Below are 26,965 nucleotides of genomic sequence, written 5' to 3'. Positions count from 1 at the left end.
CGACGGTGCCGGGGCACCCGCGCGCGGAAGTGGCCCACGGTCGTACGACGTGGGCCTCGTCTTCGTCGTTTCCGGCAGCCTAGGTACCGGTCCGGGCAGGAGCGAGAGGGGCCGGGCGAGTGATCGCGGATGGTGAGCGGTGTGCCGGAGATGTGTGTGTCGTCCGTCAGGTGCGCAGGTGGGAGGCGCCGTTGAGGTCGAGGACCGTTCCGGAGGACCAGGCGGCTTCCGGTGAGGCCAGGTAGAGGACGGCGGCGGCGACTTCCTCGGGGGTGCCGACGCGGCCGAAGGGGCTTTGGCCGCGCAGGGTCCCGCCGTCCCGGCCGGCCAGCTTGGGTGCCTGTCGTTCGGTCGCGATGAAGCCGGGTGCCACGGAGGTCACCGCGATGCCGTGCGGTGCCAGGGCGACGGCCATGGACTGCCCGAAGGCGTGCAGGGCCGCCTTGGTGGCGCCGTAGGCCGGGAAGTCGGGCTCGCCCCGGAAGGCGCCGCGGGAGCCGATGTTGACGATGCTGCCGGTGCCGCCGCGCTCGACGATGTGCCGGGCGACGCAGTAGGTCACGTTCGCCGCGCCGAGCAGGTTGACGTCGACCATGCGGTGCCAGTGGCGCTGCCAGTCCGCGTAGGACACGTCGGTCACGCGGTGTCGGGTGCCGTCGGACGGTGCGGTGGCCGCGTTGTTGACCAGGACGTCGATCCCGCCGAGCCGCTGTACGGCGCCTTCGACGAGGTCCTGGGCCGCCCGCGGGTCGGCGAGGTCGGCGGCGAGCAGGGCGTGGCCGGAGCCGGGCAGGCGCCGCAGGGTCTCCTCGGCGTCGGCGCGGCCGGCCGCGTAGTGCACTCCCACACGGTCGCCGCGCTCGGCGAACGCCAGGGCCACGGCCCGGCCGATGCCGCGCGACGCCCCGGTGACCAGCACGCGCCTCATCGCGCGAACACCTGGGACTCGTCACGGAACGCCTTGAACTCCAGCGCGTTGCCGGCCGGGTCGTGGAGGAACATCGTCCACTGCTCCGCCGGCTCGCCGGGGAAACGGCGGTACGGCTCTACGACGAACTCGGCGCCCGCCGCGCGGAGTCGGCCGGCGAGGGTGTGGAAGTCCTCGGTCGACAGCAGCAGGCCGAAGTGCGGGACGGGTACCGCGTGTCCGTCGACCTCGCTGGTTCCGGCGGGTACGGGGCCGCCGGGGACCACGTGGGTGACCAGCTGGTGACCGTGCAGGTCCCAGTCGACCCAGTGGTCGGTGGAGCGTCCCTCGCTCAGTCCGAGGACGGTTCCGTAGAAGTGGCGTGCGGTGGCGAGGTCGTCGACCGGTACGGCCAGGTGCACGGCGGGACGCACGGACATGGGGGGCGCTCCTTCGGCTGGGGCGTTTCCGACCTTGCCGCCTGCGATGTCGAATGTCAACATTGAGACATGAGTGCCGATCCAGTGCTGCACCCGCCCCCGCTCCCGAAGGCCAGCCGCCGAGGGCTGGCGCAGGAAGCCGCCGATCTCCTGCGCGAGGCGATCTTCAGCGGCCACTTCCCGCCCGGCTCGCAGTTGCGGGAGGTGGAACTCGCCGGCTCGCTGGGGGTCAGCCGCGGATCGGTGCGGGAAGGGCTCGCGCTCCTCCAGCGCGAGGGGCTCGTCCGCAGCGTCTGGCACCGCGGCACCACCGTCATCGACGTCACCGTCGAGGACATCGAGGAGGTCTACACCCTGCGCGCCGCACTGGACCGCCTTGCCGCGACCAGCGCCCAACGGAGCTCTGCCGAGAGCCAGTTGGACGAACTCGACTCCCTCGTCGGCGCGATGGCGGACGAGATCGGCGGCGCCGCGGCCGACGACGTTTCCGGCGCCCGGCTGCTCGCCCTGGACCTCGCCTTCCACGACCGGATCTACGACGCCGCGGGCAACCGCAGACTCACCGCCGCCTGGCACGCCGTGCGCTCGCAGGTCCACCTGTTCCAGCTGCGCCGTATCGCCCTCGGACACGAGCACTACCGCGCCCGCGTCGTGGACGAGCACCGCGAACTGGCGGCGCTCCTGCGCTCCGACGACCGCGAGACGCTCGCCCGGCGTGCCGAGGAGCACGTCGACTCCGCCCGCCGCAGCCTGCTCGACGGGCTGTCCTCGCCGGCGTGACGGCGCGTGGTGAGGTGTCAGGTCGTCGTGCGGTGTTCCAGTGCCTCCTCGAAGTGGGCGGCGGCCGGTGAGAGGGCGGACATGCCGCCGTCGACGGGGAGGGCGACGCCGGTGACGAAGCGGGCGTCGTCGGAGGCGAGGAAGGCCACGACCCGGGCGACGTCGTCCGGTTCGCCGACCCTGCGCAGCGGGAAGAGTCTGGCCTGGCGGTCCAGCAGACCCGGTTCGGCCGTCCAGGAGGCGCGGTTGCGGTCGTTGAGGACGAGGGCCGGCAGGACGGCGTTCACCCGGACGCCGGAGGGGCCGTACTCGACGGCCAGTTGGCGGGTGAGGCCGAGGACGCCTGCCTTGGCCGCCGAGTAGGCCGACATGGCGGGGAACCCGAACGACGCCTGGATGGAGGAGACGAACGTGAGGGAGCCGCCGGTCGCGGACAGGGCGGGCACCGCGGCACGGGCGAGTGCGTAGGCGGAGGTCAGGCCGACGGCGAGGGTGGATTCCCAGGCGGCCGGGGTCAGTTCGGTCACCGGGGCGGGAGAGTCGCGGTAGACGGTGTGGACGGCGGCGGTCAGGGCGCCGAAGCGGCCCTCCGTCTCGTCGACTGCGTGCCGTACGGCCTCGGGGTCGGTCGCGTCGACGGTGAGTACCATCGCCTCGCCGCCGGCCGCCTCGACGCGCCGGGCGGTCTCCGCGGCCGCCGTGCCGTCGAGGTCGGCCACCGCAACGGCACCTCCCGCCGCCGCGAACCGCTCGCAGCACGCGCGGCCGATGCCGTTTCCGCCGCCGAGCACCAGGCCGACTGTCCGGCGAACGCTCATGGTCGTCTCCTTCTTCAGGTCGTTCTTCTGGTCCTTGTTCACAGGACGGATGTGTGGGTCAGCCGAGCAGGAGCAGGGTCAGGACCGTCGCGGCGAGGACCGTGTGCGCGGTGCCCACCGCGATCACGGTCCGGGCCGGGACGGCGGCGGCGTGCTCGGGCCGGTCGCGCAGGGCGCGGGCCCGGCAGCGGCTGATACCGAAGGCCGTCGCCGCCAGCGCGGCCGGCAGGACGCGCCACTGGGAGAGGGCGGTGGTGGCGGCGGGGTGGAGGAACAGCAGCAGGCCGTTCACCAGCGCCGCCAGCGCGGTGCGCCGCCAGGCCAGTGAGGTCCGCTCGTGTTGCAGGCCCGGCGGCGTCAAGCGGTCACCGTGAGCAGAACGACGGCGAGGGCGACCGCGATGAGTCCCGTGGCCTGGATCAGCAGGAGGAGAGCGCCGGACGGCGGTAGCGGGCCGCCTCGGCGCATGGCCGCCTGGACCTGGCGCCACCTGAGCATGCCGCCCGTCGAGGCGGCCATGCTCAGTGCTGCCAGGAGGGTGCTCAGCGCGGTGCGCAGGGCGGGGACGGCGCCCTCCGGGGAGAACTGGAACAGGCCCACGCAGCCTGCCAGGAGTGCCAGCGCGGTGCGGAACCATGCCAGGGCGGTTCGTTCGTTGGCCAGGGAGAACCGGTAGTCCGGTTCGGTCCCGTGGTCGGTCCCCGTGCCGGTCTCGGGCGGGGTGTCGGCGGCACGGTGCCCGGCTCCCGTGGCTGCTCCCAGGGTGATGCCGCTCATGGCGCCACAGCCGCGGCGCCGAGTGGGTCGTCGAAGAAGGCGTCCAGTGCCGGCACCGCGGCGCCCTGCGCCAGTGCGGAGGGCCCGACCAGCGCGGAGGGCACCACGGGGGTCTCCGTGTGCGGGGAGGCGCAGCGGGCGCGGGCGGCGGTGACGACTTCCGGGAAGTGCTCGATGGCGAGCCGGACGCCGCCGCCGACCACGGCGATGTCGGGGTCGTAGAGGTCGAGGAGCATGCCGAGTGCCGTGCCCACGTGCGCGGCCCGCCGTGCCAGGAGGCGGGCTGCCTGTGCGGCGCGTTCGCCGCTGCCCTGCGAGAGGGCGACGACGTCCTCGATGTGGGCGTCGGGGGGCAGCAGGTCCAGGTCCGTGGCGGCGGTGGTGACCGCCAGGTCGCTCCCGGTCGCGGCGAGGCAGTCCGTGCGGCCGCAGACGCAGGTGATTCCGTGCGCGCCGCCGACGGTCAGGTGGTCGATGGCGCCGGCCGCGGAGTCGCGGCCCCGGGCGATCTGGCCGTGCAGGACGTGCGCCGAGCCCATGACGTTGCCGGCGAAGAGGTAGAGCACGTTGCCGGCGTCCCGGGCCGCGCCGAGTCTGCTTTCCGCGAGGGCCAGGGCGCGCACCGAGGAGTCGACCGACGGTACGGGGAGGCCGGGGATGGTGAGGGCCTTGCGGAGGGGTACGTCGTGCCAGCCGAGGCCGGTGAACTCGCGGACGACGCCGTCGTCCGGGGACACCCAGCCGCCGCAGCAGGCGCTGTACCCGAGCACTGGTGTGCCGCCGGTCCCGGTCAGGACGTCGGCCACGAGTCTCCTGGCCAGATCGAGGACGCCGGCGGGCGGTGCGGCGAGGTGGTCGCGGGCCTTGAGGTCCACGACCTCGCCGGCGAGGTTCAGCAGGCCCACGGTGACGCGTTGCAGGCCGATGTGGACGCCGATGAACCGGTGCCGGGACAGGTCGAGTTCGACCGGCACCCGGGGCCTGCCGGGTTCGCGCTCCCCTTCGGCGGGCCTGGTGGACTCGGTGATGTAGCCCGCCTGCACCAGGGCCGCGCTGATCTTGGTGACGGCGGTGGGGCTGAGTCCGGTCGTGTCGGCGATCTCCGACCGGGCCAGTGGCCCGCGGGTCCGCACCGCGCCCAGGACGGCCGCCGCGTTGCGTCGGCGCAGGCTCTCCAGCTGCTGACCGCTGCGGGGGCCGCCGTTCGGCTGCGTAGTCATCTCTGAGTCCAGGTGTGTGATCGGGTGGCCGCCGGTTCTGGTGGGACCGATGGCACTAGTTAATTTCTACTGTGCGAAAACCAACTAGGCAAGGGGGCGGGGCCGTATGGTCCGGTTCGTCACCCCTCGGTCACCCGGGCGGCCCCTGCAAAATGGCGTCGGTGTCCTCGTAGGACAGCGGGTCCGCGAAGTAGGCCTCCAGGAAGACCGCCGCCGACGCCAGGACCTGGGCGTGCTCGCCGAGCGCCGAGGGCACGAGCCGCGGTGCGGCGCCGGCTTCCAGGCGGCTCCATTTGCCGAGCTCGCGCTGGGCGGCGGGCAGGTGTTCGGGGGTGGCCAGCGGGCCTCCGGCGAGGACCACGATGTCGGGGTTGATCACGTCGAGGAGCAGGGCCGCGACCTGTCCCACGTGCCGGGAGCGCTCTCGGAGCACCCGTGCCGCCGCCTTGTCGCCGCCGCGCGAGCGGTCGATGAGGTCTTCCAGTTGCTCGCCGGGCGCGGCGACCCCGCGCTCCCGGGCCCGGTCGAGCATGCCCGCGTCGCTGACGACGCTCTGCACGCACCCACGGCGGCCGCAGGTGCAGGCGCCGCCCGTGGCGCCGTACAGCGGCAGGTGCGTCAGCCAGCCCGCGGCCGACCGGGGGCCGCGGTGGACGCGGCGGTCGATCATGATCGCCGCCCCGACCACGTTGCCGACGAACAGCTGGGCGACGCTGTGGACGGACGTGCCCGCACCGAAGGTGCATTCGGCCACCGCCATGCCGCGGACCGTGTCGTCGAACAGCAGGGGCACGTCCAGCCGTCGGGCCAGCAGGTCCCGGAACGGCACGTCCCGCCAGCCGAGGGCGGCGTGCTCCACCACCCGGCCCCCGTCGGTGTCGATCCAGCCGCCCATGCTCGCGCCGACGCCGAGTACGGTACGGCCCTTCGCCTCGGCCGCGATGAGCTCCTCGACACCGGACACGGCCTGGTCCGCCATCACCTCCGGGTCGGTGGAACCGTGCGGCAGCACCGTCCGGGCCACCACGTTCCCGCGCAGGTTGACCAGACCGACCGACGTGCGGAGCAGACCGACGTGCACACCGACGGTGAGACGGGTCGCGACGTCCAGGTCCAGCGGCACCCTGGGCCGGCCCGCGTCGGCCGCCCCCAGGACGGACGGCAGCTCCCGCAGCAGGCCCGCCTGCACCAGCCGCGCCGACAGCCGGGTCACGGCCGCCGCCGAGAGGCCCGTGCGCTCCGAGATACGGGCGCGGGGCAGCGGGCCGCCCTCCAGAACCGCGCGCACGATGAACGCGACGTTCTGCCGGGAGACGTCGAAGGTCCTGGCCGCTCCGCCGCCGTTCATGTGCCTCCGCCCTCTCCCGCACCGGGCGGACCGCTCGGCCTGCGGGGCGCCATCCCTTGTTTCCCGATCGTAACTTGGCCCGGCCGCCGGATCGGACGGCGTCGGGCCTACCGCAGGACCGTGCCGGCCCGGTGCTCGACCAGGCCGAGGTCGCTTCGCCGCGGCAGGCCCTCCCAGTCACCCGGCTGGGTCACGGCGAAGGCTCCGAGGCGGGCGGCCAGGTCGAGGCGGTCCGCGGCCCCGCCTCCCGCGATGCGTTCGGCCAGGTATCCGGCCACGAAGGCGTCACCGGCGCCGGTGGGGTCGACCTCCCGGACAGGGAAGGCGCCCTGGTCCAGGCAGACTCCGTCCACCAGGGCGACGGCTCCCTCGGCGCCCCTCTTCACCACGACCTCGCGGGGCCCCAGGGCGGCGAGTCGGTGGGCGGCGTCCCGGGGGGTGGTCGCGGGGCACAGCAGGGCGGCCTCCTCCGTGGTGGAGAACACCACGTCCGCGTGGGCGGCGAGGTCGCGCAGGACCGCGGCGGCCTCGTCCTGGGGCCACAGCCGGCCGCGGTAGTTGAGGTCGAGGGACACGAGCGTACGGGCCGCCCGGGCTTCTTCCGCGGCCGCGAAGACCGTGGCGCGGGCGCTCGCCGACAACGCCGGAGTGATGCCGGACAGGTGCAGGACGGCGGCATCGCGCAGCAGCGCGGGGTCGAGGTCCGCCGGGGTCAGAGTCGATCCCGCGTTGCCGCGCCGGTAGTACGTGACCCCGACGACGCCCGGCATCCGGTGTTCCTTGACCATCAGGCTGGTGGGAAGGTCGGGGTGGACGGTCAGGCCGCGTGCGTCGACGCCTTCGGCGAGCAGCACCTCGCGTACGAGCCGGCCGGGTTCGTCGTCGCCGATCCGGCCGATGTAGGCGGTGCGCGTGCCCAGCCTGGCCGCGCCGATCGCCACGTTGAACTCGGCGCCCGCGAGACGCAGGCAGAAGGAGCGGGAATGCCGTAGGGGGCCCGGGTCAGTGGCGTCCATGACGGCGAGCGTCTCGCCGACGCAGACCAGGTCGGCGCCGTTGTCCGGGCGCTCGCGGGTCGGGGTCATCTCACACTTTCGTCGCGGGGCGGGGCGGGCTGTCGACTTTGTTACCTATTGCAAGTTAACCCTCCGGGGACAGTGCACACAAGACCTTCCCCCGCCACCCCGTGTCTCGCGAAAGAAGCCGTAGAACGCTTGTCATGCAAGGAAGCACGGCGCTAGCGTCTGGCCGCCCAATAGTTCCCACTGGGAATTTAGACATCCTCAGCCCCATGGTGATCGTCTTCGTGGGGGCTGGACGGAGGTATCCGCGTGACTTCTTCTCCCCCCGGGCGCCTGTGCCCACGTACCGTCGTGGCCTTCGTGGTGGCCATGGCAGTCGCCGCGATGACGGCTCTGCTCGCTCCGGCCGGACCGGCACGCGCGGCCTCGATGGCCACCATCACGGTGGATCCCACCACCACCTCGGGTTCGGTCAGCCCCTCGCTGTTCGGTGCCAACACCCGGTTCGGATTTGACCAGTTCGGCGGGTCCGACCCGAGCACCGGCCAGGTCTACCCCGCGCTGTCCTCGCTGGCCCAGGACGCCGGGATCAGCATGCTCAGGTATCCCGGCGGCATCATCGGTTCCCTGTTCCACTGGAAGGACGCCATCGGCCCCATCGGCAGCCGCGGTTGCCAGACCCACGGCGGCTCGGGGATGGTCCTGGACAGCCACTACGGCGTCGACGAGGCCGCCCGGTTCGCCGAGTCGATCGGCGCGAGCACGAGCATCGTGGTCAACTTCGGGGACGGCTCGGCGCAGGAGGCCGCCGACTGGGTGGCGTACATGAACGCCCCGTCGGACGGCAGCAATTACTGGGGCTCCCTGCGAAAGGCCAACGGGCACGCCGCTCCCTACCACGTGAAGTACTGGGAGGTCGGCAACGAGCTCAACGGGTACGCGAACGGCGACTACTGGCTGAGCGGGGCGGGCGGCGGCAACGACAAGTACGCGACCGGCGGCACCGTCAGCTTCACCAAGCAGCCCATGGGCGGCAAGTGCGACCGTACGACCGCCGGCAGCCTGAGCACCGGCGCGGCGAACCAGTCGTTCTACGCCTACTATCCGGCGGTGGCCCCCGGCCAGACGGTGTACGTCGGCGGCACGGCCTGGACCCAGGTCTCCGGCCTGAGCTCGGCGGGGGCCACCGACACGGTGTACACCATCGATCCGGCCACCGGAAAGGTCACGTTCGGCGACGGCGTGCACGGGGCCGTTCCGCCGAACGGCAAGGCGATCACCCTCACTTACACCTCCGGCCCGCACGACGGCTACACGGCCTTCCGCGACGCGATGCGTGCGGTCGACCCGACCATCAAGGTCTGCTCGGACTTCGTCCTTCCCACGGTGACCACGGACTGCGTCCAGGACCACCCGTACGTGCAATTCGACGACACCGCGAACGCCAACCAGGCCCACGACATCGCCATGTCCCAGTCCGACACGCAGAACTCCGTCGCCACCCTGCAGAACACCATCGCCGGCTACCCGGGCAACCCGACGGTCATGCTGTCCGAGTACGGCATGTATCTCGGCGGTTACACCGGGGACGACGGGAACTACCTCGCCTCACTGGACCAGGGGCTGGTCGAGGCGAACGACATGGCGAACTGGATACGCCTCGGGATCCCGGTGGCCGAGCGGCACTGCCTGGTCGACTACCAGTTCACCGCCGGGCCACCGGGGGTCGGCGGGCTCGGCGGCGCCGCCCAGTCGCTGTTCGGCGGCGGCAGTCCCGACTTCGTCAACTCCGCCTCCGCCCACGTCCTCACGCTGTTCACCCATATGACGGGCTCCACCGTGGTCTCCAGCAGCATCACCGGCAACCCGGTGAAGGCGGGCTACGCCGGCAACTACGGCAGCCTGAAGACCATCGCCACCAAGGACGGCTCCGGTCATCTGTTCCTCACGGTCATCAACCGTGACACCGTCGACCGGCAGGCACAGGTCACTCCGGCTCACTTCGCCTCCACCGGCACGGCCGCCGTGTGGACGGTCGACGGAGCCGCCACCACCTCGGTCAACACCCCCGCCGACCCCGACGCCGTCACCCTGACCAAGAGCACCACGCCGGTGGGCCCCGGCGGACTCACGTACACCTTCCCAGCCCACTCGGTCACCGCCTTCCAGCTGACCGGGACCGAGACCCACCGGCTCGACCGCACCGGGTGGAGCGTGAAGTACGTCGACAGCACCGAGACCGTGGCCGCGAACGGGGCCGGCAGCAACGTCCTCGACGGCGACCTCAACACCCGCTGGATCACCAAGTGGAGCGGCGGCGCCGACCCGCTGCCGCACGAGATCCAGCTCGACCTCGGCACGAGCCACACCCTGACGTCCCTGTCCTACCTGCCGCGTCAGGACGGCAACAGCAACGGCATGATCGCGAACTACGAGGTCTACGTCAGTACCGACGGCGTGAACTGGGGCAGCCCGGTCGCCACCGGGACCTGGGGCAACTCGACGGCGGAGAAGACGGCGTCCTTCCCGCCCACCACCGGCCGCTACGTACGCCTCAGGGCCCTGTCCGAGGTCCTGGGACAGCAGTTCACCACGGCCGACGAGATCAACCTCGGCGGTACCTGAGCCGGGGCCACCGCGAGGTGGTCGCGCCCTGAGCGCGACCGCCTCGCGCGGCCGGTGAAGTTCATCCCCGTCCGGGGTTGACGCCTGGACCTAGTTAGTTTCTACTGTGTGAAAACCAATTAGCCAAACGGAAACGGCAGGACAAATGGGCACCGCGCTCGAGCTGTTCACCTATGCGGTCAGCGACCGCACGCAGTGGCGCGTGGTCCGGATCACCACCCCGAATGGCCGGACCGGCCTGGGTGAGATGTCGGACAGCGGGCCGCTGCCGGAGGCCGTCGCGGCGCTGGACATGCTGGAGGACTTCATCGGCACCGCGGTCGCCGAACCGCTCACCGAGCCCGACGACGTACGGCGCTGGGCCGACAAGGCCCTGGGGCTCGTGCCCCCGACGCGTTGGGGACGCACGGTCGTGGGCGGCGTCGAACAGGCCCTGTGCGACCTCGCCGCCCGCGGCCACGGCATGCCGGTGTGGCGGTGGCTCGGTGGCCGGGCCCGCCGGCGCGTCCCGGTGTACGCCAACATCAACAGGTTCGTCGGCGGCCGCGAACCGGGCGACGTGGCCCGCGCGGCGCTCGAAGCCGTAAAGAACGGCCACACCGCGATCAAGTTCGCACCGTTCGACGTACCGGCCGAAGGACGGCCGCTCGCCGAGGTGGGTCTGGCCCGTCTCACGGCGCTGCGCGAGGCGGTCGGTGAGGGAATCTCCCTCATGGTCGACTGCCACGAGCGGCTGCCGCTGGAGGAGGTCGGGCGGATCCTCCCCGCCCTGCGGGACCTGAACGTCTGCTGGCTGGAGGACGCCACGGACATCGAGGACGTCGAGGGCCTGTCCTGGCTGCGCCGCTCGGCGGGCGACATGATCCTGGCGGGCGGGGAGTTCGCCCACGACGCCCGCCAGATCCACCCGGCCGTCACGGCCGGCGTGATCGACGTGGTCATGCCCGACGTCAAGCACGCCGGCGGCATCACCCGCGCGGCGGCCATGCTCGCCGCGGTGCCGGACGTCCGCGTCGCGCCGCACAACCCCACCGGGCCGGTCGGCACCGCCGCCGGCGCCCACCTCTTCCTCGCCTGCCCCAGCGCGATCAGCTTGGAGGTCGCGACTGGGGAAGTTCCCTGGCGACCCTCCACCGTGCGTCCCGCAGAGTGGGTCGAGGACGCGCACCTCACTGTCCCGGAGGGCCCGGGTTTAGGCATCAGCCTCGACTTCTCCCGAACCAGCGCACGGCTCGTATGGTCCACCACCCCCTTGGAGTCACAGTGAACGATCAGCAACCGTCCCGGCTGCCCCGCCCCTCCCGCCGCGCCCTCCTCGGGGGCGGTCTGGTCGTCGGCGCGGGCGTCTTCCTGCCGGCCTGCCGCAGCGCGGCCGGAGACAGCACCTCCACCGGCAGCGGGCGGCCAAGATCCGGCGGCACCCTGCACATGGTGCAGAGCGCGGACATCCTGCCCCTGTCCCTGCCGTCCCAGAACAACCCGAACTTCTCCGTCAACCGGACGGTCTTCAACACCCTGGTCTCGCTCGACCACACGTCGCTGCAGCCGCAGCCGCAGCTGGCCAAGAGCTGGACGGTGTCGGCGGACAGGAAGACGTACGTCTTCCAGCTGAGGGACGACGTCACCTTCCACACCGGACGTCCCTTCACGCCGGAGGACGTCGTCTTCGTCCTGAAGTACTACGCGAAGGACACGACGGCGACGCAGATGAAGGCGACCGCCATGCAGGTCACCTCCGCCACGAAGACGGGCGACCACGAGGTCACCGTCGTGTTCGGCAAGGCGGTGAACAACGTCTGGGACATGCTCGAGATGATGATCATCCTCGACAAGGAGACGATCGACGACCTGGCCACGGGCCAGAAGATCATCGGCACCGGTCCCTTCAAGGTGGCGTCCTACACGCCCGGCTCCGCCATCTCCCTCAAGCGCAACGACAAGTACTGGAAGCCGTCCCGGCCCTACCTCGACGGCATCGAGATCAGCATCGTCAGCCAGTCGTCCTCCGCCGTCGCGGCGCTGCGCTCCGGGCAGGCACAGCTCGCCCTCGACCTCTCGCCGCTGGACGCCGCGGGCATCCGGGACCACGCGGGCTTCCGGCTCCTGCAGTCCGACGCCTACGACCTCACCTACTACGTCGGCGCCAACGTCCAGGTCAAGCCGCTGGACCAGCCCGAGGTCCGCCTGGCGATCGCCTGGGCCATCGACCGCGACCGCATCCTGAAGCAGGCGCTCGGCGGCATCGGCCGCACCTCCAGCGTGCCGTGGTCGTTCGGATCCCCGGCCTGGGACAAGAAGCAGGCCGCCACCTACAGCTACGACCCGGCCAAGGCCAAGCGGATGCTGCGCTCGGCCGGCGCGACCGGCACGAAGATCGACGTCTACTACAGCAACTCCCTGGCCACGAACACGGCCGTCGCCCAGATCGTCCAGTCGAACCTCGCCGACGCGGGGCTCAAGGCCACGCTGCAGCCCAAGCTGGCCGCCGACTACCAGAAGCTGTTCGTCAGCGGAAAGCTCCCCGGCCTGTTCGTCAACGGGCACGGCTTCGGCCAGCTCTCGCCCGCGACCCTCGCCAAGGGCGCGTTCCCGTTCAACGCGCAGCAGAACGCCTCGAACTTCAGCAGCCACACCTACACCCGCCTGGCCGACGCCGCCTGGACCGGCGGCCCCGGCAGCCTCCCCGGCACCTACAAGCAGCTCACCGAGCTGCTGCTGGAGGAGCAGTTCGTCATCGACCTGGTCAACAGCACGCACACGTACGCGGTCGCCGACAAGCTCAAGGGCGTCGCCTGGACGATGTACGACTACCTCGACCTCGACAACGCCTACCTGGCCTGAGGAGAACTGATGCTGCGCTACGCGCTGCGCCGGGTCCCCTCCGCGGTCCTGGTGCTCTGCATCGCGTCGATCGTCGTCTTCGGAGTGCTGCACCTGGCTCCCGGCGATCCCGCGGCCGTCGCGGCGGGCCCCGACGCCTCGCCCGCCACGATCGCGGCCGTGCGGCAGCAGCTCGGCCTCGACGCCCCGCTGCCGCAGCAGTACCTGACCTGGCTCGGCGGTGTGCTCAGCGGTGACCTCGGCAACTCCTACGTCCGCGGGCTGCCGATCGCGACACTGATCGGCAACGGCCTGGGCAACACCGTGGCCCTGGCCGTCGGAGCGGTCGTCCTGGCCGTGCTCCTGGGCGCCGGCGCCGGACTGGTCCTCGGCACCTCGCGCAGCAAGAGGGCGCGGACCGTCACCGGTGCGCTGACCGCGCTGGCGTTCGCCGTCCCGCCGTACGTGAGCGGCGTGCTGATGATCCTGCTGTTCGCCGTCACCGTCCGTCTCCTCCCGGCCGGCGGCCACCAGTCCCTGCTCAGCGATCCGGTGATCGGCCTGCAGTACCTCGCCATGCCGGCGCTCACCCTGGCGCTCCCCGCCGCCGCCGTGATCGCCCGGTTCCTGGCCACCTCCGTCCGGCAGGTCTACGACGAGGAGTTCATCCGGACCGGCACGGCCAAGGGCCTCAGCGAACGCCGGATCGTGCTCCGCCACGCGCTGCCCAACGCCCTGCCCCCGGTCGTCACCGTCCTCGGCATCCAGATCGGGCAGATGCTCGGCGGCGCCATCGTCGTGGAGGCGATCTTCGCCTGGCCCGGCGTGGGTCAGCTGATCGTGGACTCGGTCAAGAGCAGCGACCTGATCGTCGTACAGGACCTGCTCCTGATCGCCGTCGGTGTCTTCGTGGTCCTGCAGACCCTCACCGACCTGGTGCACGCGGCCATCGACCCGCGCCTGAGATTGGACCGCGCATGACCGTCGCCGCCCCCGCCCCCGTGGCCACCGCCACACCCCCCGTGCGGGCCCGCGGGCCGCTGCTGCGCCGCCCCGGCCTGACCATCGGGCTGGCCCTGGTGATCCTGCTGCTGTCCGCGGGGCTCCTGGCGCCGCTGCTGGCACCCTCCTCGCCCACCCTCCAGGGCCCGGACGCGCTGGCCGGGCCGTCCGCCGCGCATCTGCTCGGCACCGACGAATACGGCCGGGACCTGCTCTCCCGGGTCCTGTACGGACTGCGCCAGGACGTGTTCGCCGCCGCCGTGGCGGTCCCGGCCGGAGCGCTGGCCGGGATCGCGATCGGGCTGGCCAGCGGCCTGGCCCGCTGGCTGGAGACCGCCGTACAGCGGCTGTTCGACGTGATGCTGTCGTTCACCGCGCTCATCGCCGGCATCACGGTCGCCTCGATCATCGGCTCGGGCCGCACCGCGGTCATGCTGACGATCGCGCTGGTGAACATCCCCCTCTTCGGCCGGCTGATCCGCACCGCGGTGATGGGCCAGCGGCAACGGGAGTACGTCATCGCCGCCGCCGTCGTCGGCGCCTCGCCGGCCCGGGTGCTGGTCCGTCACATCCTGCCCAACAGCCTGGCCCCGCTCATCGTCCAGTTCACCCTGTCGATGTCCACGGCGGTGTTCATCGAGGGCGGCATGAGCTACGTCGGCATCGGCATCCGCCCGCCCGATCCGTCCCTGGGTTCCCTGCTCCAGGGCAGCGTGAACTTCCTCGCCCAGAACCCGTGGTACGCCATCGGCCCCATGGCCGCCGTCACCTTGCTCGTCCTGGGGTTCCAGCTCATCGCCGACGGGCTCACCGCGAGCCTCCTGCGTCGCTGACCACGCCCTTCCAAGGAGTCCCCGTGTCCGCACCACCGCCCCCGAACCCCGAGAGCGGCCGCCCCGCGCCCGTCCTGGACGTCCGCAACCTCGTCACCCGCTTCCACACCGACCGCGGCGTGGTCCACGCCGTCGAGGACGTCAGCTTCCGCGTCGACGCCGGCGAGACCCTCGCCATCGTGGGCGAGTCCGGTTCGGGCAAGAGCGTCACCGCCATGAGCCTGATGGGGATGGTCCGCCGGCCGGGCCGCGTCGAGTCCGGCCAGGTGCTCTACCACGGCAGGGACCTGACCTCGCTGGACGAGGCCGCGATGCGGCAGGTCCGCGGCGCCGGCATCGGCATGGTGTTCCAGGACCCCATGTCGAGCCTCAACCCGGTGATGCGCATCCGCGACCAGCTCGTCGAGGGCATGCTCGCGCACGGCAAGTTCACCGGCGCGCAGGCCACCGCGCGGGCCCGCGACCTGATGGCGATGGTCGGCATCCCCGATCCGGACGCCCGGCTCGCGGACTATCCGCACGCGTTCTCCGGGGGCATGCGGCAGCGCGTGGTGATCGCCATGGCCATCGCCAACGAGCCCGACGTGCTGATCGCCGACGAACCGACCACCGCGCTGGACGTCACGGTCCAGGCCCAGGTGCTGGACCTGCTCGCCTCCCTCAACCGGGAACTGGGCACGGCGATCGTCCTGATCACCCACAACCTCGGTGTCGTCGCCCGGATCTGCGACCGTGCCGCCGTCATGTACGGCGGCCGGATCGTCGAACAGGGCCCGGTCGACGCGCTGTTCGCCGAGCCGCGGCACCCGTACACCCGGGACCTGCTCGCCGCCACGCCCCGGCTGCGCGCCCGGCGCGACATCCCGCTCGTCCCGATCCCGGGCCGGCCGCCGGACCTGCTCCTGCCGTCTCCCGGCTGCGCGTTCGCGGACCGCTGCGCGCACGCCGACGACATCTGCGCCACCCAGCGCCCGCCCCGGTCCAGCGGCCAGGACCGGACCTGGGACTGCTGGCGCAGCACCGGCGGCAGGCTGGTCCCCCGCGACGGCGTCGACGGCGACGGGGACGGGGGGCACGCGCCGGCCGCGGAGCGCCACCCCGTCCCGGCCCGCACGGACGGCGACGGCGACAGCCATGGCGGTGAGGTGCTGTTGAGCCTGGCAGGCGTCGGGAAGACCTTCCCCGGACGGACCCGCCGCAGCCCCGCCGTCGGCGCGCTGGACGGCATCGATCTCCGGCTCAGGCGCGGTGAGACGGTCGGCCTGGTCGGCGAGTCCGGCTGCGGCAAGTCCACCCTCGGAAAGGTCGTGCTCGGCATCGAGCGCCCGACCGCCGGAACCCTGCGCTACGCGGACCGCGACGAGAGCCGGGCCGGTCGGGCGGAACTGCGTACGCTGCGCCGCAAGGTCCAGATCGTGTTCCAGGACCCCTACAGTTCGCTGAATCCGCGCATGACGGTCGGTCAGGCGCTGGCCGAGCCCCTGCGGCTGCACCACCGGGCCGACGCGAGCGGACTGGACGCGGCGGTGGCCGAACTGCTGGACCTCGTCGGCCTGGACCCCTCGGTCGCGGAACGCTACCCGCACGAGTTCTCCGGCGGACAGCGTCAGCGCGTCGTCATCGCCCGCGCCCTCGCGGTGGGGCCCGAGCTGATCGTCTGCGACGAGGCGGTCAGCGCCCTGGACGTGTCGCTCCAGGCCCAGGTCGTGAACCTGCTCGCCGATCTGCAGCGACGCCTCGGTCTGACGTACCTGTTCATCGGCCACGACCTGGCGACGGTCCGTCACCTCTCCGACCGCATCGCGGTGATGTACCTCGGCCAGATCGTCGAGGAGGGCCCCGCCGAGCAGGTGACCGCACGCCCCCAGCACCCCTACACCGTCAGCCTGCTGTCGGCGGTCCCGGAACCCGACCCGGCCGTGGAACGCAGCCGGGAGCGGATCGTCCTGACCGGCGACGTGTCGGCCCCGACCGCACCGCCCCCAGGGTGCCGGTTCCACACCCGCTGCCCGATCGGGCCCGCGGTCCACCCCGAGCGGACCGTCTGCCGCGAACAGCGGCCGGCGCTGTCCCTCACGGCCGCCGGTCACGCGGCCGCGTGCCACTTCGCCGGCGAACTCACGGCGGGCGGCCCCGTGCCGCTGCCCATACCGGCATTGAGCAAGGAGCACCTGTGAGTCCCGACGAGAGCGCGTTCGAGGCGGCGCTGGCCGACCTGCCGGTGGTCGCGATCCTGCGGGCCACGACCCCCGCGCACCTGGCGGACGCCGCCGAGGTCCTCGCGGAGGAGGGGATACGCGCGATCGAGTTCCCGCTGACCACGCCCGGGGTCCTGTCCGCCGTGACCGAGGCCGCAACGCGCCTCGGCGACTCGGTGGTGGTCGGCGCGGGCACCGTCCTGGACGCGGGCGACGCCCGTCGTGCCATCGACGCCGGCGCCCGGCTGCTGGTCAGCCCGGCGCTCTGCCCGGACGCGCTGCGTCACGGACGCGCGCACGGCCTTCCGGTCCTGCCCGGCGTGTCCACCCCGACCGAGGCCCTGCACGCCGTCGCCCTGGGTGCCCGGCTGCTCAAGCTGTTCCCGGCCGACGCCCTCGGCCCCCGCTACCTCGCCTCGCTGACGGTGCCGCTGCCGTCGCTGCGGCTGGTCCCGGTGGGCGGTGTGCGGCTCGCCGACGTCGGGCCGTGGCTCGCCGCCGGTGCGGCGGCGCTCGGCATCGGCGCTCCCCTGCACGCGGACACCCTGGAGACCGGTGACCTCGGCGCGTTGCGCGTCTCGGCCCGGGCCTGGATCGCCGCCGTCCGGAGGGCGCAGGCACCGGCATGATCGTCACACCGGTCTCGCACGTCGTCGCCGGCCTCGGCGAAGGGCCCGTCTGGGACCCGGAGACGGACACCGTCTCCTGGGTGGACATCCCGCGCGGCGTCCTGCACCGCACCACGCCGGGAACGGGCCGGACCGTCAGCCGCGACCTCGGGGCGCCGCTCGCCCTGTACCTGCCCCTGCCCTCGGGTGCCGTACTCGCCCGCGGTGACGACCTGCTGTTCCTGCCGGCGGACGGCGCACCGCCCCGGCCGTGGGTGTCGTTCCCGCACCGCGCGAACATGCGCCTGAACGACGGCGCCTGGGACCAGCAGGGCCGCCTGCTGATCGGCACGATGGTGCTGCCCGGTCACGAGGGCGGCCCGGCCGGACTGTGGCGGGTCGATCCGGCGGGTGGCGAGCCCGTGGAACTGGTCCGCGGGCTGGGACTGTCGAACGGGATCGCGTGGAGCCCCGAGGGGACCCGCTTCTACCACGTCGACACATCGACACGGCAGGTGCGCGGGTACGAGGTCGACGCGCACGGCGACATCACCGCCGAGTCGGTACTGGCGCGGATCGAGGCCGGTGCGGGCAACCCGGACGGCATCACCGTCGACGCCGAAGGGCACGTGTGGGTGTGTCTGTTCGGTGGCTGGGCCGTTCGCCGCTACGGCCCCGACGGCAGCCGGACCGGTGAACTCCGCCTGCCCGTCCAGTACCCGACGAGCTGCGCGTTCGGCGGGGAGGGGTTGCGGACGCTGTTCGTCACCACCGCGAGCAACCGGCTGGACGAGGCGGGCCGCCGCGCACAGCCCTGGGCCGGCCGCCTCCTGGCCTGCGAACCCGGTGTGCGCGGCGCCCCCGGTGTCCTCGGCCGGCCCCCCGCCTCCCAGGTCACCTCCACCTCCACCTCCCGAGTCACCCCCGTCTTCCGCGTGCTGACGCCCGCGACCGCCGGAAAGGAGCAGGCCCATGCCCGCGGTGTCCCTCGAATACGGTGACGGCCATGTCGACGTCGACCTGCCGGAGAACTCGGTCGTCGTCCGCGCCGGCCGTGCTCACCACGAACCACCGCCGCTGGCGGACCCGTTGGGGGCCACCCGCGACGCGATCCGCGCACCGCTGGGCTGCCCGCCCCTCGGCGAGCAGGTGGGACCCGGTTCGACCGTCACCATCGCCTTCCCCGACCGGGTCAAGGGCGGGGCGCACGCGACGGCCCACCGCAGGGTCGCCCTGCGGGTCCTGCTGGAGGAGCTGACCCACGCGGGGGTCGCGCTCGGCGACATCACCCTGGTGTGCGCGATCGGCCTGCACCGCAAGAACCACCGCGCGGAGTTCGAGGCGTACCTCGGCGCCGAGAACCTCGCCCGGCTGCGGCCCGGCCAGGTCGTCAACCACGACGCGGAGGACCCCGACGGCATCGTCACCCTGGACGACTCCAGCCTCGGCGACGTCGTCCAGATGAACCGCCGGCTCGTGGAGTCCGACCTCACCGTCCTGATCGGGCACACCGCGGGGAACCCGTACGGCGGTTTCAGCGGCGGCTACAAGATGCCCGCCACGGGCCTGACGACCTGGCGTTCCATCCGCGGGCACCACTCACCGAGCAGCCTGTACCGCGAGGACTTCCTGCCGATCTCGACCCACAGCCACTTCCGGCACCAACTGGCCTCCATCGGCAAGCGCATGGAGTGGGCGATGCCCCGCCCGTTCTTCGCGGTCGACGCCGTCCTGGACAGCGAGTCGCGCCAGCTCGGCGTCTACGCGGGCGCCATCTCGGCGGTCGAGGGCGCGGCCTGGCCGCTGGCCACCGAACGCACCCAGGTGACCCTGCCCGGACCGCCCGCGGACATCCTGCTGCTGGGCATGCCGCGCGACTTCCACTACGGCCCGGGCATGGGTTCCAACCCGGTGCTGATGATGCAGGCGATCGGCTCGTCCATAGCCCGCGCCAAGAACGCGCTCGTGCCCCGCCCGGTCGTCGTCGCCGCCGCGGTGTGCGACGGCTGGTTCAACGAGCGGGAGTTCCCCTCGTACCGGGCCGCCTACGAGGGTCTGCAGACCGTGCACCACCCCTCCGACATGGTCCGGCTCGAAGAGGAGCTGTGCACCGACCACGAGTGGATCGACCCGGTACCGCCGGCACCACGCCTACCATCCCTTCCACGCGTTCTCGATGCTGTACGTCGGAGGGCTGACCCGCACGTCGGCCGACGCCGTCTACATCGCCGGCGCGCGCAAACCCGGATACGCCCGCGGTATGGGCGGCATACCGGCCGCGTCCGTCGAGCACGCGCTCGCCGAGGCCCGCGAACGCGCCGGCCGGGACGCCCGCGTCCTCGTCGTACCCGAACTGTCCAGGCCCGCCTACCACGTGTCGGCGGCCGGACGATGACCGGGAACGCGCACGAGGCCGTGCCGGACGGCGGGGCGCCGGCCCTCGACCTCGGCTACGCACGCCTCGACCTGGACCGCAGGCGCCGTACCGGGGACCCGGAGGTGGTCTACGGGCAGGGCAAGACTCCCGAGCAGGTGACGGGCGCGCTGCGCGCGCTCGCCGCCCACCACGCCGACCGGGCCGTACTGGCGACCCGCCTCGACGCCGCCGCGCTGGCCCGGGTCGAGGCGGAACTGCCGGACGCCGTGCTGGACCGGGAGGCGCGGTGCGCCCGGCTCGGCCCGCTGCCCGAGCCGCACGGCCGGGTCGTGGTGGTCTCGGCAGGCACCGCCGACGGACCCGCCGCGGTGCACGGCGCCGGTGTCGAGGTGATCCGGGACGTCGGGGTCGCCGGACTGCACCGGCTGCTGGCCGTCACGGATCGCCTGGAGGCCGCCGACGCGCTGGTCGTCGTCGCCGGCATGGAGGGCGCCCTGCCGAGTGTCGTCGGCGGACTCACCGGGGTGCCGCTGGTCGCCGTTCCGACGTCGACCGGGTACGGCAGCGGCGCCGGCGGGAAGGCCGCGCTGCTCGCGATGCTCAACTCCTGCGCCCCGGGGATCGTCGTGGTCAACGTCGACAACGGCTACGGGGCGGGCGTGCACGCCGCGCGCGTGGCCCGGCGGGCCGCCGGGAGCCGGAGATGATCGGGTGGCTGCACTGCGCGAGCGGTGTCAGCGGCGACATGCTCCTCGGGGCGCTCGTGGACGCCGGTGTTCCGCTCGCCCGGCTTCAGGCCGCGGTCGACGAGGTGGCGCCCGCACCGGTGGTGCTGCGCGCGGAACACGTCACCCGCGCGGGTCTCGCCGCGACGAAGGTGCACGTCGACGGCGTGGAGGCGGCAACCCACCGCACCTGGCGCGACATCAGGTCGCTGCTGGAGGGGGCCCGTTTCGCGGGCCGGGAGACGGCGCTGCGCACGTTCGCCGCACTCGCGGACGCCGAGGCGTCCGCGCACGGCACCCGCCCGGAGGACGTCCACTTCCACGAGGTCGGCGCCCTCGACGCCATCGCCGACATCGTCGGCGTCTGCGCCGGCTTCGCCCACCTGGACCTCACCGGGCTCACCGTCTCGCCGGTGGCGCTGGGCGGTGGCTCCGTACCGGCCGCGCACGGCCGCCTGCCCGTGCCCGGCCCCGCGGTGGTCGCCCTGCTCGCCGGACGTCCCACCCACGGCGGCCCCGCGGAGGTGGAACTCACCACGCCGACCGGCGCGGCCCTGGCCGCCACGCTCGGCACCGGCTGGGGCCCGCAGCCCGCGATGCGCGTCGCCACCTGCGGCAGCGGTGCCGGGGACCGGGATCTGCCCGGCGGGCCGAACTTCGTACGGCTGCTGCTCGGCGAACCGGCCGGCGTCACGGCGGCGGTCGCCGGCGACGGTGGTCCCGACGTCGTGGTCGAGACGAACGTCGACGACCTCGATCCGCGCCTGTGGCCCGGCGTGCTGGCCGCGCTGCTCGCCGTCGGCGCCGACGACGCCTGGACCGTCCCGATCCTCATGAAGAAGGGCCGGCCCGCGCACACGCTGCGCGTCCTGACACCGGCCGGGCACGCCGACGCGGTCCGCCGGGTGATCTTCACGCAGACCTCGGCGATCGGCGTCCGGGAGCATCCGGTCGCCAAGCACGCGCTGGACCGCGGGTTCACGGAGGTCCACGTCGACGGACGGCCCGTGCGGATCAAGACCGCCCGCTGGGAGGGCCGGACCGTGAACGCCCAGCCGGAATGGGAGGACGTGGCGGCCGTCGCACGCGCCACGGGACAGCCCGCCAAGCACGTCCTGGCCCGCGCCGCCGCGGCCTACTGGGCCACCGAGAACCGTCCTGACCCTGCCAGCGAAGTGGAGCCCCTCTCATGAGCACGCCCGTAGCGCCCGCGACCGCCCCGCCGAACGTGACCGTCGGAGTGATCGGTCTCGGCACCATGGGAGGCCGTGCCGCCGCGGCGCTCACGGCCTCCGGTATCGCCGTCGTCGGCCACGACATCGACGAGGCCGCCCGCTCGCGGGCCGCGGGCGACCGCGTCACGGTGGTGAGCGGCTCGGCCGCCGTCGCCCGCGCGGCCGACATCGTCCTGCTGTCGCTGCCCGAACCCGCGGACGTGCTGTCGGTCGTGGCCGAACTGGTGCCGGCCGCCGCGGGCCGGCTCGTCGTCGACCTGTCCACCGTCGAGCCGGCCACCTCCCGTCGGGCCGGTGCACAACTGGCCGCGGCGGGGGCCCGGTTCGTCGACGCCCCCGTGCTCGGCCGGCCGTCGGGATGCGGGGGCTGGACCCTCCCGGCGGGTGGCTCGGACGAGGACGTGGCCGCCGTCGCCGGCCTTGCCGTAGGGACGATCGCGAAGGCGGTGGAGCCGGTCGGGCCGGTCGGCACCGGTTCCCTCGTCAAGATCCTCAACAACCTGATGTTCGGCGCGATCAACACCGTGACCGCCGAAGTGATCGATCTCGCCGAGCGGGCCGGGATGCCCGCGGACCGCTTCGTCGACGTGGTCAGGGGATCCGGCGCGGCCACCGTGTCGCCGCTGTTCAACGACGTCGGCCCGCGCATGGTCCGCGGTGAGCACGAGCCCACCTTCTCCCTGGCCCTGCTGCACAAGGACGTCCGGCTCGGCGCCGCCCTGGCCACGGCGCTGTCCGCTCCCGCCGAAGTCACGCACACCGTCCTCGCGTTGACCGCGGCGGCCCACACCGCGGAGACGGGCGCCCTGGACACCTCGGTCCTCATCGACACGCTGCGCGCCCGCCGCGCCACCACCTGACCCGCCCGACACCACAGAGGGAGGCGCACATGGCGACCGCCACCGCCACCACCGCTACGAAGACCCTGAGCGGCGTGCTCACCGCCGAGCCGGGCGACGCGCGCCTGCGGCGCCTGGAGTCGGATGCGGCCCGCGTGTTCGCGGGTGCGCGGCGCGTCGGCGTCGCCTTCTCCGGCGGGGTCGACTCCACCGTGCTGCTCGCCGTGGCCGCGCGGGCGCTCGGCCCCTCCCACGTCGTGGCCGTCACCGGTGTGTCGGCGAGTCTCGCGGCCCGCGAACTCACCGGGGCCCGCGAACTGGCCGCCTCCCTCGGTGTCGAACTGGTGGAGATCGCCACCGGCGAGATGGACCGCCCCGCCTACCGCCGCAACGGGCTGGACCGCTGCTTCCACTGCAAGGACACCCTGTTCCAGACCGTCGACGACACCCTCCTCACGCGGTACCGGCTGGACGCCGTCGCCTACGGCGAGACCGCCGACGACGTCGCCCGCGGCGACCGCCCCGGCAGTGCGGCGGCGGCCCGGCACGGCGTCCTGCGCCCGCTGGCCGACGCCGGCTTCCGCAAGGCGGACGTCCGCGGGCTCGCTGCCGCGCTGGGACTGCCCAACGCGCTCAAGCCCGCAGCGCCCTGCCTCGCGTCCCGCATCCCGCACGGTTCGGAGGTCACCGCGGACAAGCTCCGCCAGGTGGAGACGGCCGAAGCCGCCCTGCACGACCTGGGGTTCACGGCGGTGCGGGTCCGCCATCACGGGACCGTCGCCCGGGTGGAGGTGCCCGAGAGCCGTTTCGCGGACCTCATGGCCTGCCGCGACGAGGTACTCGAAGCCGTCCGCGCCGCCGGTTTCCCCCTGGTCTGTCTCGACCTCACGGGTCTGCGCAGCGGCGGCCTCTACCAGATCGCCGCGTCCCCCGGCGCCGCACCGGCCGGCATTCCGTCCGGTGACCACACTCTCGCCGGTCCCGCCGCGCGAGGCACAGGGAAGAAGGAGTGAGCATGGCCAGGAGAAGGAGAGGGTGGCGGCTCGGTGTCATGGTGCCCGTGCTGGCGCTCATGGCGTTCGCCGCCGCCACGCCGCCCGCGTCGGCGACCACCGTGACGGTCGCCGTCGACCCGTCGAACATCACCGGCCAGGACATCAGCCCGCTGCTGTTCGGCGCGAACCACCGGTACGGCCTGAACGGCAGCGGCGCCTCGGACCCGGCGACGGGACTGACGTACCCCAGTGTCGAGAGCGCCATCGAGCAGAACAAGCTGTCCATGATCCGCTATCCGGGCGGCACGATGGCCAACACCTTCCAGTTCGACAAGGCGATCGGCGCCCAGTCCACCCGCTCCAACCAGGTCAACGGGCAGACGAGCGCCCCCCTTCCGCTGGACAGCACGTTCGGCCCGGACGAGTACGGCAAGCTGCTCGACGATACCGGCACCACCGGCGACCTCATGCTGAACTTCGTCACCGAGACCGCTCAGAAGGCGGCCGACTTCGTGTCGTACATGACCGGCACCCCGGGCGTGAACACGGACGGCGGCACCGACTGGGCGCAGACCCGCGCCGACAACGGGCACACCGCGCCCTATCCGATCTCCTACGCGGAGATCAGCAACGAGCCCTACTACCAGGGCCAGACCTACTGGATGGGCGGCACTCCCGTCTCGTACACCGACTCCTCTTGCGCGTCCGTGGACAAGGTGGCCTGCCTGTACGCGTTCGGCGGGACGACGTCGTTCACCGGGCAGCGGCTGTCCCAGCCCGACGACTGGCGCGACTCCGCGGGGGTCGGCACGGGAGCGGCGGACCAGTCGTACGTCATCCGGTACGCCCCCGTGGTCGGCTCGGCCACGACCGTGTACGTCAACGGTGTCGCCTGGACACAGGTCGGCGACCTGTCCTCGGTGGGCGCCGTCAACGCGTACGCACTGAACCCCGCCACCGGCAAGGTGACCTTCGGCGACGGAACCCACGGGAACAAGCCGCCGTCCGGGGCCGTGCTCACCTCCACCTACCAGTCGGGGCCGCACGAGGGCTTCGTCGACTTCTACGCGGCCATCAAGCAGGTGGCACTCGGCCTGCCGGTCTGCTCCTCCCTGGACACCAAGCCGTTCTTCCAGGTCATGGGATCCAGCCACCCGTACGACTGCGTGGTCGTCCACCCGTACGTGTCGGACCCGAAGACCTACACCGACGCCGACGACTACATGGGCCAGCTGATGAACACGCCGGCCGCGCAGGCGACGACGGTCTCGACCGTCCACTCCGACATGGCCACGTACGCGGGTTCCCGGGCCGCCCAGGTCTCGCTGCTGCTGAGCGAGTACGGGAGCTTCGGCGGCAACACCCAGTACCCCAACTCGCTGATGTGGATGTCCCAGGCCCTGCTGAACGCCCAGCAGTTGCGCAACTGGATCCTGGCCCAGACGGCGTCTCACGTGGTGGGGGCGGAGCGGCATGCCCTGATCGACTACACGTTCTCCGCGCCGCCAAAGGACTTGCAGGTCTCGCACCTGAACAACGTTCTGTTCGGCGGTCCGGTGACCGCGACCCAGGGCCCGGTCACCGAGCCGGCGGCCCTGGCGATCCAGCTCATGTCGAAGATGGCCGGCCAGGACCGGATCAAGAACTCCGTGACGAACAACCCGTCCCGGACTCTGTCCAACGGCGCGACCCTCACCTCGCTGGTGCCGCTCGGCTCCAAGGACGCCGCCGGCAACGTGCTCATCACCGTCATCAACCGCGACCCCACGAACGACGTGTCCGCCACCGTCACCGCCGGCAGCGCGTACGCCCACACCGGTTCGGTGGACTCCTGGACGCTGGCCGGATCCAGCTACCAGTCGTACAACACCCGGACGTCGCCGAACGCCGTCCAGATCGACCAGGCGAGCACCTCCGTGGGCACCGGGAACTTCACCTGGAACTTCCCCGCCCACAGCATCACCGTGCTGGAACTGCACCCGGCCTGACCGCGGTGCGCCCCGGCCCGGATCTCTAGCTGTAGGTACGCCAGAGGTCCGGGCCGAACACCTCGTAGCGGATCGCGACGGGGTCGAGGCCCGCCTTGACGAGGGAGGCCCGCCACTGGCGCATGCGGGAGGAGGGTCCGCACAGGTAGGCGCGCGCGTTGCGCGGCAGGGCGAGGGACTCGAAGTCCAGCGGGAGCGGGAGGGAGCCCGCGGGGGCTCGTGTCGTGTCGTGGTAGGCCAGCACGCGGCGAGCGTGCGGCAGTGCGGCGATCAGTTCCTCGAGCTCGAACCGGAGAGGATGATCTTCGGTACGTGAGTCCAAGTGGACGTAGGTGACCTGCCGTTGGTCGCCGGTGTTGACGAGGTGGCGCAGCATGCCGATCAACGGCGCCACGCCCACTCCGGAGGACATGAACAGGAGGGGGCTGGTCGAGTCGTCGAGGACGACTTCACCGAACGGCGGTGAGAGCAGCAGGACGCTGCCGAGGGTGACGTCATCGTGGAGGTGGGCCGACACCTGCCCCGCGGGCCGGCCGGGGACCCCGGCGCGTTCGACCGTGATGCGCAGTCGGTCGCCTCCGGGGGCGGAGGAGATGCTGAACTGCCGGATCTGGAAGGACCATTCGCCCACGGGGACGGCGACGCTCACGTACTGGCCGGCCTGGAACGGGTCCGCGGGCCATGTGTCGGCCGGTTCCAGCAGCAGGGAGACGACGTTCCTGGTCTCCTGCACCCGCTGGACGACCAGCCACTTGCGCCAGTTCTTCCCGGGCTCGATGTCGAACCGCCGGTAGAGTTCGGCCTCTTTCGCGATGAGGGCGCGTGCGACGAGCCAGTAGAGCTCGCTCCATCCCGCGAGCAGTTTCTCGGACGCGGCCGGCCCGAGCACCTTGGAGAACGCCGACATCAGGTGGTCGTGGACCAGTTGGTACTGGTCGGGCCGGACGCCGACCGAGGCGTGCTTGTGGGCGATGCGCGCCAGTACCGTGTTGATCTCGATGTACGGACGGTGGACGACCAGCGCGGCGAATCCCGCGAGACCGTTGGCCAGGGCGGCCTGCTGTTCGCCTGTTCTCTGATTCGCCCGGTTGAAGAGTCGTTCGATCAGAACGGGATTCTCGTCGAAGAGCGTGGTGTAGAAGACTTTCGCTATCTCGTGAATGGAATGTCCGACGAGAGGCAGACTGTCCCGCACGGTTTCACGGCTCGATGTCGAAATCATGAGTACCTCGGACGTTCGCCCCGGCGCAGGTTTGCTCAACCCCGGCAGCCTAGGTTTCGGCGGTGGCGGGAGTGGGCAGCGGCGGGCAAGTGCTCGCGGGCGGTGAGCGGTGTGGGTGTCCTCCGTGCGCCCCACACGTACAGGCACGTTCACGCACGTACACGGGTGGGCCGACCGGGCCGTGCT

23 protein-coding genes are annotated in these 26,965 nt (G+C 72.4%); 14 read left to right on the top strand and 9 right to left on the bottom strand.

The annotated features are described in order from the left end of the window. Nucleotides 1–166: 166 nt before the first annotated feature. A complete protein-coding gene (locus ABZ854_RS29835) occupies nucleotides 167–928 on the bottom strand; it encodes an SDR family oxidoreductase (protein WP_361216797.1) in 762 nt (253 codons plus the stop codon). After that, nucleotides 925–1,347, bottom strand: a complete 423-nt coding sequence (locus ABZ854_RS29830) for a VOC family protein (RefSeq protein WP_129311530.1) — start codon at nucleotides 1,345–1,347, stop codon at nucleotides 925–927. The genes ABZ854_RS29835 and ABZ854_RS29830 overlap by 4 nt, the downstream gene beginning before the upstream one ends. 69 nt (nucleotides 1,348–1,416) lie before the next feature. Here ABZ854_RS29830 and ABZ854_RS29825 point away from each other — a divergent pair, with 69 nt between their 5' ends. After that, nucleotides 1,417–2,127 carry a GntR family transcriptional regulator gene (locus ABZ854_RS29825; protein WP_361216793.1) on the top strand — a complete coding sequence of 237 codons (711 nt, stop codon included), beginning with the start codon at nucleotides 1,417–1,419 and terminating at the stop codon, nucleotides 2,125–2,127. Nucleotides 2,128–2,144: 17 nt separating this feature from the next. Here the strand turns inward: ABZ854_RS29825 and ABZ854_RS29820 are convergent, their stop codons facing one another. The 6 genes from ABZ854_RS29820 to ABZ854_RS29795 all read right to left on the bottom strand — a co-directional run bounded on the left by ABZ854_RS29820 (nucleotide 2,145) and on the right by ABZ854_RS29795 (nucleotide 7,375). Then, nucleotides 2,145–2,987 (bottom strand): SDR family NAD(P)-dependent oxidoreductase, encoded by an 843-nt coding sequence (locus tag ABZ854_RS29820; RefSeq protein WP_361216790.1) that lies wholly within the window; start codon nucleotides 2,985–2,987, stop codon nucleotides 2,145–2,147. A gap of 16 nt (nucleotides 2,988–3,003) precedes the next feature. Then, a complete protein-coding gene (locus tag ABZ854_RS29815; RefSeq protein WP_361216788.1) occupies nucleotides 3,004–3,306 on the bottom strand; it encodes a DUF202 domain-containing protein in 303 nt (100 codons plus the stop codon). After that, a complete protein-coding gene (locus tag ABZ854_RS29810) occupies nucleotides 3,303–3,722 on the bottom strand; it encodes a DUF202 domain-containing protein (protein ID WP_361216785.1) in 420 nt (139 codons plus the stop codon). Before ABZ854_RS29810 ends, ABZ854_RS29815 begins: the two co-directional genes overlap by 4 nt. Then, nucleotides 3,719–4,942 carry an ROK family transcriptional regulator gene (locus ABZ854_RS29805; RefSeq protein WP_361216782.1) on the bottom strand — a complete coding sequence of 408 codons (1,224 nt, stop codon included), beginning with the start codon at nucleotides 4,940–4,942 and terminating at the stop codon, nucleotides 3,719–3,721. The genes ABZ854_RS29810 and ABZ854_RS29805 overlap by 4 nt, the downstream gene beginning before the upstream one ends. 130 nt (nucleotides 4,943–5,072) lie before the next feature. Continuing rightward, nucleotides 5,073–6,290: an ROK family transcriptional regulator gene (locus ABZ854_RS29800; RefSeq protein ID WP_361216779.1), complete on the bottom strand. Its 1,218-nt coding sequence runs from the start codon at nucleotides 6,288–6,290 to the stop codon at nucleotides 5,073–5,075. A gap of 107 nt (nucleotides 6,291–6,397) precedes the next feature. Further along, nucleotides 6,398–7,375 (bottom strand): sugar kinase, encoded by a 978-nt coding sequence (locus ABZ854_RS29795; protein WP_361216776.1) that lies wholly within the window; start codon nucleotides 7,373–7,375, stop codon nucleotides 6,398–6,400. Between the two features lie 246 nt (nucleotides 7,376–7,621). Here ABZ854_RS29795 and ABZ854_RS29790 point away from each other — a divergent pair, with 246 nt between their 5' ends. The 13 genes from ABZ854_RS29790 (at nucleotide 7,622) to ABZ854_RS29730 (ending at nucleotide 25,557) form a co-directional block, all read left to right on the top strand. Then, entirely contained in the window at nucleotides 7,622–9,937 is a 2,316-nt protein-coding gene (locus ABZ854_RS29790; RefSeq protein ID WP_361216773.1) for a discoidin domain-containing protein, read from the top strand. Between the two features lie 145 nt (nucleotides 9,938–10,082). Beyond that, nucleotides 10,083–11,204: a mandelate racemase/muconate lactonizing enzyme family protein gene (locus tag ABZ854_RS29785; protein WP_361216770.1), complete on the top strand. Its 1,122-nt coding sequence runs from the start codon at nucleotides 10,083–10,085 to the stop codon at nucleotides 11,202–11,204. Next, nucleotides 11,201–12,778 (top strand): ABC transporter substrate-binding protein, encoded by a 1,578-nt coding sequence (locus ABZ854_RS29780; RefSeq protein WP_361216767.1) that lies wholly within the window; start codon nucleotides 11,201–11,203, stop codon nucleotides 12,776–12,778. The genes ABZ854_RS29785 and ABZ854_RS29780 overlap by 4 nt, the downstream gene beginning before the upstream one ends. Before the next feature lie 9 nt (nucleotides 12,779–12,787). Beyond that, the gene (locus ABZ854_RS29775; RefSeq protein ID WP_361216764.1) at nucleotides 12,788–13,738 is read left to right on the top strand and encodes an ABC transporter permease; all 951 of its coding nucleotides are present in this window, start codon (nucleotides 12,788–12,790) and stop codon (nucleotides 13,736–13,738) included. After that, nucleotides 13,735–14,592 (top strand): ABC transporter permease, encoded by an 858-nt coding sequence (locus ABZ854_RS29770; protein WP_361216761.1) that lies wholly within the window; start codon nucleotides 13,735–13,737, stop codon nucleotides 14,590–14,592. Before ABZ854_RS29775 ends, ABZ854_RS29770 begins: the two co-directional genes overlap by 4 nt. A 23-nt stretch (nucleotides 14,593–14,615) precedes the next feature. After that, nucleotides 14,616–16,769 carry an ABC transporter ATP-binding protein gene (locus ABZ854_RS29765; RefSeq protein WP_361216758.1) on the top strand — a complete coding sequence of 718 codons (2,154 nt, stop codon included), beginning with the start codon at nucleotides 14,616–14,618 and terminating at the stop codon, nucleotides 16,767–16,769. Beyond that, entirely contained in the window at nucleotides 16,766–17,419 is a 654-nt protein-coding gene (locus ABZ854_RS29760) for a bifunctional 4-hydroxy-2-oxoglutarate aldolase/2-dehydro-3-deoxy-phosphogluconate aldolase (protein ID WP_361216755.1), read from the top strand. The genes ABZ854_RS29765 and ABZ854_RS29760 overlap by 4 nt, the downstream gene beginning before the upstream one ends. After that, entirely contained in the window at nucleotides 17,416–18,399 is a 984-nt protein-coding gene (locus tag ABZ854_RS29755) for an SMP-30/gluconolactonase/LRE family protein (protein WP_361216751.1), read from the top strand. Before ABZ854_RS29760 ends, ABZ854_RS29755 begins: the two co-directional genes overlap by 4 nt. After that, on the top strand, nucleotides 18,371–20,482 hold the full coding sequence (gene larB, locus ABZ854_RS29750) for a nickel pincer cofactor biosynthesis protein LarB (protein WP_361216748.1): 2,112 nt from the start codon (nucleotides 18,371–18,373) through the stop codon (nucleotides 20,480–20,482). Before ABZ854_RS29755 ends, larB begins: the two co-directional genes overlap by 29 nt. After that, entirely contained in the window at nucleotides 20,479–21,693 is a 1,215-nt protein-coding gene (larC, locus tag ABZ854_RS29745) for a nickel pincer cofactor biosynthesis protein LarC (RefSeq protein ID WP_361216745.1), read from the top strand. The genes larB and larC overlap by 4 nt, the downstream gene beginning before the upstream one ends. After that, nucleotides 21,690–22,595 (top strand): NAD(P)-dependent oxidoreductase, encoded by a 906-nt coding sequence (locus ABZ854_RS29740; protein ID WP_361216742.1) that lies wholly within the window; start codon nucleotides 21,690–21,692, stop codon nucleotides 22,593–22,595. Before larC ends, ABZ854_RS29740 begins: the two co-directional genes overlap by 4 nt. A 29-nt stretch (nucleotides 22,596–22,624) precedes the next feature. Further along, nucleotides 22,625–23,587 carry an ATP-dependent sacrificial sulfur transferase LarE gene (gene larE / locus ABZ854_RS29735; protein WP_361216739.1) on the top strand — a complete coding sequence of 321 codons (963 nt, stop codon included), beginning with the start codon at nucleotides 22,625–22,627 and terminating at the stop codon, nucleotides 23,585–23,587. 2 nt (nucleotides 23,588–23,589) lie between these two features. After that, entirely contained in the window at nucleotides 23,590–25,557 is a 1,968-nt protein-coding gene (locus tag ABZ854_RS29730) for a hypothetical protein (protein WP_361216736.1), read from the top strand. Nucleotides 25,558–25,582: 25 nt separating this feature from the next. Here ABZ854_RS29730 and ABZ854_RS29725 read toward each other — a convergent pair whose 3' ends face one another. Then, a complete protein-coding gene (locus ABZ854_RS29725; protein ID WP_361216733.1) occupies nucleotides 25,583–26,752 on the bottom strand; it encodes a globin domain-containing protein in 1,170 nt (389 codons plus the stop codon). Between the last annotated feature and the right edge of the window lie 213 nt (nucleotides 26,753–26,965).

The sequence above is a fragment of the Streptomyces sp. NPDC047028 genome (genome assembly GCF_040644095.1).
Lineage (GTDB): Bacteria > Actinomycetota > Actinomycetes > Streptomycetales > Streptomycetaceae > Streptomyces.
Note: the sequence above shows the minus strand (reverse complement) of the source record. Positions and strands in the feature narration are given on the sequence as shown.